Source organism: Liquorilactobacillus satsumensis DSM 16230 = JCM 12392 (assembly GCF_001435195.1).
Classification (GTDB): Bacteria; Bacillota; Bacilli; order Lactobacillales; family Lactobacillaceae; genus Liquorilactobacillus; species Liquorilactobacillus satsumensis.
Window position 1 is genome coordinate 241,326 of the sequence record NZ_AZFQ01000036.1, and the last position, 10,997, is coordinate 252,322.

Annotated in this window: 10 protein-coding genes; 6 read left to right on the forward strand and 4 right to left on the reverse strand. The window is 40.3% G+C overall.

All coding sequences use genetic code 11. The features are described from left to right. Positions 1-115 precede the first annotated feature (115 nt). Positions 116-1,597 (reverse strand): DHA2 family efflux MFS transporter permease subunit, encoded by a 1,482-nt coding sequence (locus FD50_RS05980; protein WP_056960794.1) that lies wholly within the window; start codon positions 1,595-1,597, stop codon positions 116-118. A gap of 457 nt (positions 1,598-2,054) precedes the next feature. On the opposite strand from FD50_RS05980, the gene FD50_RS05985 reads away from it, so the two are divergent. Then, entirely contained in the window at positions 2,055-2,867 is an 813-nt protein-coding gene (locus tag FD50_RS05985; RefSeq protein ID WP_056960795.1) for a Cof-type HAD-IIB family hydrolase, read from the forward strand. 139 nt (positions 2,868-3,006) lie between these two features. On the opposite strand, the gene FD50_RS05990 is transcribed toward FD50_RS05985, so the two are convergent. The 3 genes from FD50_RS05990 to FD50_RS06000 all read right to left on the reverse strand — a co-directional run bounded on the left by FD50_RS05990 (position 3,007) and on the right by FD50_RS06000 (position 5,193). Next, a complete protein-coding gene (locus tag FD50_RS05990) occupies positions 3,007-4,095 on the reverse strand; it encodes an Ldh family oxidoreductase (protein ID WP_056960796.1) in 1,089 nt (362 codons plus the stop codon). Positions 4,096-4,166: 71 nt separating this feature from the next. Next, positions 4,167-4,499: an AzlD domain-containing protein gene (locus FD50_RS05995; RefSeq protein WP_054757742.1), complete on the reverse strand. Its 333-nt coding sequence runs from the start codon at positions 4,497-4,499 to the stop codon at positions 4,167-4,169. After that, on the reverse strand, positions 4,486-5,193 hold the full coding sequence (locus tag FD50_RS06000; RefSeq protein ID WP_056960797.1) for an AzlC family ABC transporter permease: 708 nt from the start codon (positions 5,191-5,193) through the stop codon (positions 4,486-4,488). Before FD50_RS06000 ends, FD50_RS05995 begins: the two co-directional genes overlap by 14 nt. Positions 5,194-5,433: 240 nt before the next feature. Between FD50_RS06000 and nadB the strand changes: the two genes are divergently transcribed. From nadB to FD50_RS13085, 5 genes are all read left to right on the forward strand, one after another. Continuing rightward, the gene (gene nadB / locus FD50_RS06005; protein WP_082610447.1) at positions 5,434-6,894 is read left to right on the forward strand and encodes an L-aspartate oxidase; all 1,461 of its coding nucleotides are present in this window, start codon (positions 5,434-5,436) and stop codon (positions 6,892-6,894) included. A 7-nt stretch (positions 6,895-6,901) separates the two neighbouring features. Then, positions 6,902-7,741 carry a carboxylating nicotinate-nucleotide diphosphorylase gene (nadC, locus tag FD50_RS06010; RefSeq protein WP_056960798.1) on the forward strand — a complete coding sequence of 280 codons (840 nt, stop codon included), beginning with the start codon at positions 6,902-6,904 and terminating at the stop codon, positions 7,739-7,741. Further along, positions 7,738-8,835, forward strand: a complete 1,098-nt coding sequence (nadA, locus tag FD50_RS06015; protein WP_056960799.1) for a quinolinate synthase NadA — start codon at positions 7,738-7,740, stop codon at positions 8,833-8,835. Before nadC ends, nadA begins: the two co-directional genes overlap by 4 nt. Positions 8,836-8,843: 8 nt before the next feature. Next, positions 8,844-9,941 (forward strand): cysteine desulfurase family protein, encoded by a 1,098-nt coding sequence (locus tag FD50_RS06020; RefSeq protein ID WP_054757740.1) that lies wholly within the window; start codon positions 8,844-8,846, stop codon positions 9,939-9,941. A gap of 346 nt (positions 9,942-10,287) precedes the next feature. Then, a complete protein-coding gene (locus tag FD50_RS13085; RefSeq protein ID WP_054757739.1) occupies positions 10,288-10,869 on the forward strand; it encodes an aggregation-promoting factor C-terminal-like domain-containing protein in 582 nt (193 codons plus the stop codon). Positions 10,870-10,997: the final 128 nt, after the last annotated feature.

A 10,997-nucleotide genomic window follows, 5' to 3' on the forward strand; every position in this document is an offset into this window, starting at 1 on the left:
GATTTCGAATTACTCATAGCAAAGTACTCGCTATGTTCGTAATTTCGAGTTAGCACTCAAAAATTTCCCGACTTATGTCACACTCTCTTATTTACTGCAGATACAAATATTATGCTCATTTATCTTTTGGCATTTTATTAGTCAGCAGCAGGGTTGGTAAAATAATCAACAAGGCAGCAACCGCAATAACCATAAATCCAAATTGAAAAGATTGCACTTTAATTAACATTAGTTGATGTTGCGCGAAAGTTTGCAGCTGGTCAGGGGCAACTTGAAATTTTCCCGCAGCCAGCTTTTCTTTGAAAGCTGCCACATTATTATTAGCATGGGCAGTTACTACAGTAGCAATTAAAGCTGATCCAAAAGCACTTCCAATATTTTGAATTGTGCGCGCACCGATTGAGGCTGCTGGAACTTGCGCCTGGGCCACCCCGGTATAAGAATCCGCCATTAAAGGCATGAGAATTCCACCGGCACCGATTCCGCGTATGAAAAGAACTAATGCGATAATCCAAGCGGAAGTCTGTCCATCAATCCAGTTAAATGGAATGGTTCCACAAAAGGTGATGAATAAACTAGCTAGGACTACATATTTGGCGCCGATATAATCAGTTAATTTTCCTGTTAAAGGACGTGAAATTAGCATACCGACTCCCTGTGGAATTAAAGCAAGACCGGCTGCCATCACAGTCATTGAACGAATATCTTGAAAAAATAAAGGTAGTAACAACATTGCACCGTTTAAAACTGTTCCCGCAATAAAGAGACCACTGACAGAGCCACTAAAAGAGTGGTGGGTAAAAAGTTTTAATGGCAAGACGGCTTTTTCCTTGAGGTAGGCTGCCCAAGTAAGGTAGCACACCATCAGTACTAAGCCAATTCCTACAAATAAAAGCGTAGTCTGGTTAGTGAAATCTCCACTATGAGCTGCTTTAACAATTCCATAGATCATGGTGGTTGTGGCTGAGGCAAGTAGTATAATTCCAAGCAAGTCCATCTTTGCATTTTTATTTTGTGCAGGAAAACTCGGCATTTTCCAAATAATCAATAGAATTGAAAGCACCGCAATCGGAAGATTAACCCAAAAGATCCAATGCCACGAAAGATATTTAATAATAATACCTCCGATAATCGGACCAACTAATGGGCCCAAGATTATTGGCAGCCCCACAGTAGCCATCATTTGACCCATTAATGCAGAATCGGTCGTCTGCACTAGTAGCGTTGTCAGCAAAGGCATGATGAGTCCGCCTGCGAATCCTTGAACTAATCGAGCAGCAATTAAAGAACTAATCGTTGGAGAAATTGCTGCTAAAAACGAACCACCTGCGAAGAGAATTTCACCAGTTAAAAATACAAGTTTTCCATCAAATTTATTTAGTAGCCAGCTTGAAAATGGAACGGCAATTCCGGTCGCCAAAACATAACAGGTAATTGTCCACTGCACTGTTTCAACGGAACTATTCAAATCCTTGACTAAACTATGCAATGCAATATTGATCATAGTTGAATCTAATAACGGTGCTAATGCTCCAAAGACGAGAATCCAAGCAGTTGTCATAACTGCTGTTGGAATTTTGGTTTTTGTTTTTTTCATCTTTAAAATCTCCTTCTGAATAAGAAACTTTTTGTATCTTAATGCTACGTCTGTTAGCTTAACCAGTTAAAAGGCAAATGTCAATAAGAAACTTTTTGTATCTTAATTAAAATTAGCAAGCTATCGTATTATTCAAAACGGTGTTGGTAAATCTTTAACCTTGACCCATAAACAACAACTAATTTTTTGAGAACTTTTTCTGCCGATGATTTGCATATTGCAATTACGATAAATATCAACTTACATAACGCTTTAACAACGATCCTAAAAAGATAAAAGATATTAAAGATCTAATTAAAACGGGTGATTTCAAGCAGTAAATTCTTCTTTAGAATTGAATTGTATAACGCAATAATTAACATAAATTCAATTTAGGAGGCCTGCACTTGAAAACAACAAGGTTAATCGGTTATCATGTAAGCGCAGACATAAAATAACGTAAAGCGAGTTGAAGTAGATGGCTATTAAATTAATTGCACTTGATATTGATGATACTTTATTAAACTCTCACGGCTTTATGCTGCAGTCGACAAGAGATAGCCTGTCACAAGCACTCGCAGCTGGAATTAAAGTTGTGCTGTGTTCTGGTAGACCTTTAGCAGGAGTACGACCGTTTTTAAATGAACTGGCTATTCGTCCAGATCAGCAATATGCGATTACTTATAATGGCAGTATCATTGAATCAGGTAATGGCCATATCATTGCTGAGCTTGGCCTTACAAATGAAATTTATCGCCAAGTCGACATTTATGCACACAATTATCGTTTGCAATATAATGTTTTGGATCGAAACAGTGTCATTTATACAAGTAATCAAGATGTTAATCGAATGACCGTTGTGCAAGCATGGGAAAATCAAGCGGGTCTTTTGATCCGAAAACCGGATGATTTACCAGCCGAATTTTCAATTGTCAAAGCCGTTTTTGTCGGTGAGACGACTGTTTTAGATCAGCATGAAGCAGGGATTCGCATGGAGTTTGGCGCTAACACTTATGTGGTTCGAACAGCTGCTAATTTTTTAGAAATTATGAATCAGCAAGCAAATAAGGGACGTGCTTTAGCTAAATTAGCGGAAAGCTTATCATTGAACCCAGCAGAAATTTTAGTTTTTGGTGACGAAAGAAATGATCTTCCGATGTTTGATTATGCTGATCAAGCAGTTGCAATGGGGAATGCGACCGCCGCTGTAAAGCAGCATGCGACCTATGTGACGGCCTCTAACGACGAGGACGGAATTGCTAAAGCATTAACTAAGCTAGTCTTTAACTAAAAGTGCAGCAATAAATAATTGCTAACACCACAGTCTTTAAACCGCAAAAAAGCCTGAGCAGCAGGATGTGAAATCCTAGCTTTGTCAGGCTTTTTTGGACGGATATTTTACTAGAAAAAACTGGAGTAGAGATAGTATTTTAATTTAGATATTCACTAGTGGAAACATGCAAACGTTTTGCAATTGCAGTGATTTCTTCTAATGTGCGATCATCGATTTCAATCCCATATTTCTTCGCGTTTTCATAAGCCAAAGCTTCTTTGTCACCATGGACATAGATTGTTTTACCTGGAACTGCAGGCAAATGCCGAATATCTTGCAGGTACGCAGAAAAACGCTCAATGATTTGTTCCTTGTCACCGAAAATAGCTGGATCAATTGCCACGAAGCTTTGACAAGGACCGACTTCGAGATTTTCTGGACTGATCTCTGTTGAAATGTTGCCCAAAGACAAAATTGAAGTAAAAATTTCGACGATAATTCCAAGGCCAAATCCTTTATGGCTGCCGGTTTCTTCAGCGACTCCACCTAAGGGAGTGAGTGCGACATTAGCATCTGGGTCACGCAATAAATCAAGATCTTTTTTATCAGTATGTGAAGTCACCGGTTCGGTCCCATTTTTGGCAACCCAAAATGCAGGAAGATCTTTTTCAAGTTTGCGATACACCTCAATTTTGCCTTGAGGAACCGTACTTGTAGCTGCATCGAAAATAAAAGGGTGCGGTTTAGCTGGCATTGCAAAGCCGATTGGATTTGTGCCGATAAAAGCCTTCATTGCATGAGTCGGTACCATTGCCGGACGCGAATTCGTGGATGACATCCCGATCAATCCTGCGGTTGCAGCTAAGTTGGCATAGAAACCTGCAATTCCATAGTGACCAGAGTTTTTTGTAGTCACGATTCCGACGCCATGTTCTTTTGCCTTTTGGATTGCAACTTCCATACTGTAAATTCCATTTAGTTGCCCCAACCCAAAATGAGCATCAACGACTGCACTGACATCTGTTTCCTTAATGATTTCTGGTTTACTTTGTACTCGAATTTTACCATTTTGAATGAAATGATCATACATCGCCAAGCGTTGCACTCCGTGGGATTCAATCCCGTGCAGATCTGTATAGAGTAGAGTAGCGGCAACTTTTTCGCTATCTTCATTCGAAAAACCATATGCTTGGTAAATTTTGAAAACTAACTGCTTAATTTTTTCACTATTATATCTTTTCACCATTATTAATCACCACATTATCTAGTTTATTTGTTAAAGTCTGTTCGGCTGATTAGCGCTCGGAAAGCTTTTAGTTAAACACTTAGGAAAAATCGAATTGCTGCCAGCGAAATAATTCCGACTACCACAATTACCAGCAAATTTTTAGAAAGAAATGCGCTCAAAACGGTTGGCACAGACGCCAGCAGATTGCCTAAGTTAATTTGCGGAAAATGACCCAATCGTTGTACAAACAAACTTTCAAACCAAAGTGCAGCCATAATTGCAAGTGGTACAAAACTTAGAAATTCTGTTAAAGTGCGGGACATTTTGAATTTTTTTAAGAGAATAAAAGGGATAACACGTGAGAGCCATGTGACAACACCGCACCCTAAGATAGTTATAAAGACAAAGTTAAAAGAAGGCATGTTTAATAATCACTCCAAATCCGCACCCTAAGAGTGTGATGACCAGAATTAAAATATTAGCAGGGATAAAAATTAAGCCTAAGTATGTTAACACTAGCACAAAAGTCACAACTGCCAACTGCAAGCTAACTTGCAAAACCTGATCACTGATAATTTGCAAATAAAGTAAGCCAATAAACATCGCAACCAAAGCAAAATCCAAACCTAGCTCTTGGGGAGAAGCCACAAAGTTACCTAGAAAAGCTCCCAATAAAGAAGCAACTGCCCAAGCAAAATAAGCAATTAGATTACTGGTATTAAACCATGCAAAATTTAGTTGACCAGCAGTTGAGTTGGTCTTATTCATACCTAGCGCAAATGTTTCGTCCGTGAGTAGCGAGCCAATCCAAAGATTTTTAAAGAGAGATTCATTTTTAAAATAGGGTGCAATTGTCATGCTCATCAAAATCATTCTGGAGTTAATTAAAAAAGTTGAAAGAAGCATCGGCAAAAGAGCGCTATGTCCAAGCAACATACTGATGATTACAAATTGAACTGAACCGCCGTATGTCAAGAGTGACATTAACAAAATTTCCAAGGTGCTAAGCCCTGCGGCTTGTCCGACAACCCCAAAAGCGATTCCGATGCCAAGATAACCAAAAACTGTTGGTAAAGTTTCTTGGAACGCTGCTTTGGGAGTGAGTTGTGCGTTCACATAAAATCCCCCTCCTAAAATATTAGGACTAATCTTTCCAAATAGACGTTAAAAAGTATATCAAAAATGTATCCTTTTTTTAAGAAGCTGTCAACCACTCTAAACAGGGAGTTTTAGTAATTAGTGAGCAATTCGCAAGTATGAGGCACAGAATAAGATTGTTTACCAGAGGGTGTCTTGACACCTGCTGCTTTTTAAGCCATAATCACTTTAATTACAAATTGAGAGGATCTAGCAAGAATGAAAAAAGTCGTAATCGTTGGTGCAGGTTTAGCAGGAAGTTACTTGGCAGCTCATCTTCCAGCTGATTGTGCTGTAACTTTAGTCACTAAGAAAACCCGGGGGGATAGCAACTCAATGCTTGCACAAGGCGGAATTGCAGTTGCAGTTGCTACAGGAGATTCTGCCGCACAACATGCAGATGATACTCTAAAAGCAGGCAAGTATCACAATAACGCTGCAGCAGTTTCACAGTTAGTTACTACCGGTCCAGTATTGGTCAAGGAACTTCTAGCGCAGGGAATGCCCTTCGATAAAACGTCAAATGGAGAATTAGCATTTGGACTGGAAGGGGCCCACAGCTGTCATCGCATTTTACATGCTCAAGGTGATCAGACTGGGCATGCACTCACACAGTTTGTTCAAGGAATGATTCAAAATGTTGAGTGGAAAGAAAATACAACGGTTGTTGATCTACTAATCGCAAATGGTGAGTGCAGGGGTGTCATGCTCAGGGATGCACAGGGACAACTAAGACCAGAATATGCTGACTTTACAGTGCTTGCAACCGGTGGCCTTGGACATCTGTATCCTTTGACCACTAATGATGCTACTATCACCGGCGATGGGATTGCTTTAGCCCAGAGAAATGGGGTAAAACTTGCAGACATGGCATATGTTCAATTTCACCCGACACTACTAACTAAAAATGGTAAATGCTACGGGCTAATTACTGAAGCTATCCGTGGGGCAGGTGCAATTTTGGTCGATGAAAACGGAACGCACATCATGCAAGACTTTCCACAAAAAGATCTTGCTCCAAGGGATGTAGTTACGCGGCAGTTAAAAGCTTGGCAACAAAAGGGACATCAGCTTTTTCTTGATATCTCGGCCATTAAAGACTTTCGTAAAAAATTTCCAGGTGTCAGTCGAAATCTCGACAAACATCGGATTAACTTTGAAGAAACCGCACTGATTCCAATTAAACCTGGCGCCCATTTTTGTATGGGAGGAATTAAAACGGATTTAAATGCACAAACTTCGCTCAAACGACTTTTTGCGATTGGGGAAGTGGCCTGCAATGGAGTCCATGGTGCAAATCGTCTAGCAAGTAACTCCTTATTGGATTGTTTAGTGAGTGCCCACAAGGCGGCTGCGACAATTAGTACAAGTGCAATGAAAACTGATCAGACAGTCGCAGTTAAAACACAGCCGGCTGAACCAAAAATTATCCCCCATTTGCCTGAACAAACGCAGCTGCTAGAAATGGCTTGGAAATCTATCGGAGTTGTCCGTACAAAAGAAACACTCAAAGAATTTTTGAATTGGTTAGCGCGCTTTAACTATCAGAATTTGCGACCAGAACAGCTGTCAGCACAAGAGTTGTCAATTGCAAATTTATGCGTATGTGCTGAATTGATTGCAAATTCTGCTCTTGCACAGCCTAGAAGTCTTGGCGCAAATTATATTGAAGGAGAGTAACTGACAGATGAATCATTTAATAGCACAGGAAAAAATTGCTGCTTTTTTGCGTGAGGATCTTTCTTTTGGAGATGCAAGTGCTTTTTTATTTAAAGAAAATGAGGGTGTTAGTGGTTCTGTGGTAGTTAAACAGGCCGGGATACTTTGTGGCCAAGAAATTCCGCAAATTGTTTGTGATTTATTAGGTGGTGCGAGCTATCAACCATTTCTTCCGGATGGTAAACAAGTTGCTGCAGGGACTGTTTGCGGCCGGATCAATGGTAAGGCCACGACAATTTTGGCAGGGGAACGCGTGATCTTGAACCTGATGCAGCGTATGAGCGGGATCGCAACTGCCACCCAAAATGCGCTTGAACGTCTTAACGATCCTAGTATTAGGCTTACTGATACTCGTAAAACAGCCCCTGGATTAAGATTATTTGATAAGTATGCCGTCAGAATTGGCGGTGGATGCAATCATCGTTTTGATCTTTCTGCTGGTCTAATGCTTAAGGATAATCATTTAGCAGCAAAGGGTGGAATCCGAAAAGCATTGGCCTTGGCAACGCAAAATGCTGGCCCATTAACGAAAGTAGAAGTTGAGATCGAAACTAAGGAGCAGCTCGAAAGTGCGGTGAAAAGCAGGGTAGATACGATTATGTTTGATAACCAAAGACCTGAAACTATTAGACAATGGGTTAAGTTAGTTCCAGCACAAATTAGTACCGAGGCTTCAGGTGGAATCGATTTAACCAATATTGCGGCTTATCGTGGCTGCGGGGTTGACTTCATTTCACTGGGCTTCCTTACCAACGAAGTCAAGCCATTAGATATCAGCTTTGTCTTGGATGGGGTGGTTAAAGCATGAATTTCACAAAACTTGCAGAAAAAAAGAAACTAGAACATTACTATACTGAAGATCCACAACAACAGATAGAACGGATTTACAAAATTAAAAAGCATTTTGGTAAAGATCTTTTTCTGGTCGCGCATCATTATCAAAAGGATGAAATCGTACAGTTTGCAGATGCAACTGGAGATTCACTGAAACTGGCACAAATTGCTGCAACCAATAAGGAAGCAAAGAAGATCGTTTTTTGCGGCGTCCATTTTATGGCCGAGACGGCTGATATTTTGACGGAGGATAAACAACAAGTTATTTTGCCTGACCCAAGTGCAGGTTGCTCACTTGCAGACATGGCTAACAGTTTTCAAGTAACCAAGGCATGGAATTATTTGGAAAAAAAATACGGCCCCGATATTATGCCGTTAACGTATGTTAATTCCAGTGCGGCAATTAAAAGTTTCGTGGGCCAAAAGAACGGAATTGTTGTGACATCCGGCAACGCCCCTCAAATAGTTGCCTGGGCATTGCGGCACAGCAAGCATTTATTTTTTCTTCCCGACCAGCATTTAGGTAGAAATACTGCCCTGCAACTGGGAGTTAGTCCAGGAGAACTGGGTGTCTGGAATCCGCTGACTGAAACTTTAATAGCGCAAAAACCTGCAGCGGTTAAAGTGATTTTATGGGACGGTTATTGTTCTGTCCATCAGCAATTTACGCCAGGGCAAATTGCTAATTTACGAGCACATTACTCAGATATTAAAATTATTGTTCACCCTGAGTGTTCACATGCTGTTGTTGCTGCGGCCGATGAAGTGGGTTCAACGGCGGCAATTATTCGCTATCTAACGCAAGCACCTGCAGGAGCAAGAATTGCCGTAGGGACCGACAATAATTTAGTGCGAAGATTGCAGCGGCGGTTCACTGATAAAAAAATAATGTTGTTAAATCCGATTGCTTGCTCTTGTGTATTAATGAATCGGATTGATTTGCCGCACTTAGCATTTACACTGGATAATTTGTTGCAAGATCCAGCCGCGTTAAATATCATCAAAGTTGATGATCAGACGGCCTTTTGGGCTAAAAAAGCCTTGGATAAAATGTTAACTCTTAGTTAGGAGAAAAAATGATTTATTTTGACAATGCCGCAACTACAAAAATGAGTAAAGCTGCACTTGAGGCGTATGATGAAGTGGCAGAAAATTTTTATGGTAATAGTGAAAGTCTGCATTTATTTGGGACACAAAGCAATACATTGATTATGCAAGCACAACAACAAATTGCCACGTTATTCAAACTTCCCGCAGCGGGGTTTATTTTTACAAGTGGTGGGACAGAGAGCAACCAGCTTGGGATTGAAAGTTTGAGCTCTGTTAATAGTCAGAAAAGGGAAATTTTAGTCAGTCCGCTAGAACATTCTTCTGTTTTCCAGATTCTAGATAAGTTAGTAACTGAAAAGGGCTTCAAAGTAAAAATGCTTCCTGTAAATAAACGCGGCAAGATCACACCTGCTGGATTGAGGGGGCGGCTTTCTGCTCAAACTGCTCTAGTAGTTATCCAAGCAGTGAATTCAGTGACTGGAATTTGCCAGGACATTTCGGCTTTAAAAAAAATAACTGGTGCACAGCAGGTACCACTATTTGTGGATGCTGTGCAGGCAGTTACAAAAATTCCAATGTCCTTTGCTGGCTTGGCTGGATTTAGCTGCAGCGCTCACAAGTTTAACGGTCCCAAAAGCAGTGGCTTACTATTTTTGAATCCTAATATGCCAGTAAACACACGTTTTAACAACGTGTTTCAACAAAATGGTTTTTTGCCAGGAACATTGGACGTTCCAGGAATTGTCAGTATGGCAACTGCACTACAAGCTGAATTTTCAAAAGTGCAGCAGTCTTATGCAGTCGTGACAACCCTTAGAAAAAAGCTTAAAGAACTCGTTTCGCCGCAAATTCGAGTAATTGCGGGAGATTATCCCGGAATCTGTGGTCTTATTTTACCGCAGACACAAGCGCAAGAGGCTGTCACAAGGATGGGACAGCTTGGTTTTTGCTTTTCAACCGTCAGTGCTTGTAGTATCCGTGACCCGCGGCCGGACCGGACCTTACAAGCTTTAGGACTAACGGCAGCTGAAAGCAAACGTTATCTTCGAATCTCAATGGGTCCGCATAATACACTTTCCGAAGTAGAACGTTTTGCAACCTGTTTGAATCAGCTTTATGGTTAGTAGCGTAAGCTGCTTTAGAAATAAATAAAGCTATAAACAAAGTTATTAATTATGCTAAATGCCGGAGTAGTAGTAAAGAAACGCTGATTTTTACATTCTTAATTATTTGAATTACTAATGTTTTCCTTATTTATCGGTTTAAAAGCCTTATTTAATGGGGAAAATCAGTTGAAAAAAAGTTTTATAAAAAAAGTATTTGTTATTACAATGTTACATTAGTTTGACAATATTGTAGAATCTTAAGTAATTAGTAACCTCAATAAAATGGCTTTGAGACATTGTTAGTGCATACTTGGCGACATAGTTGATTAAGTCACAACACAAATTTTAGGAGGAAAACATTTATATGAGATTCAAAAAACAGCTTACTGTCGTAGCTTTGGCAACAACAAGTATTTTGGCACTTAAAGTCGGGTCAGCCAACGCTGATGGCGTGCAACAAAATCCTGGAGCAAATCGTCAACCAGCAGTCGCTCATTACAATGGAAATTCTCAACAACGTGGTTATGGATACCATTATGGTTATCGAGCAGGCAGAAGTATCAATGTTTATCGGACTGCTAATACAGCATCAACCGGCAACACAGCTTCAACAACGAATACAGCATCCACGACGAGTTCAAGTACTACCAATACAAGTTCGTCTAATACCTCAAGTACTTCAAGTTCAACAACTTCTTCAAGTACTACCACTTCAACTTCAAGTGCTGAAGAAGCGGCTAAGGAATGGATTGCACAAAAGGAATCCGGTGGTTCATATACAGCTCAAAATGGACAATATTATGGTAAGTACCAGTTGACAATCAGCTACCTGAATGGTGATCTGTCAGCAGCTAATCAGGAAAAAGTTGCAAACCAGTACGTTTCGTCACGCTATGGTTCGTGGGTAGCAGCTAAAGCACACTGGGAAGCTTACGGCTGGTATTAAAAAACTTCAGTGATCGCTGGACTAGCATTCAATAAAGATCACTGAACCCGCAGAGAATGTGACATAAGTCGTGAAAATTTGAGTACTAACTCGAAATTACGAACATCGTGAGTACTTTGCTATGAGTA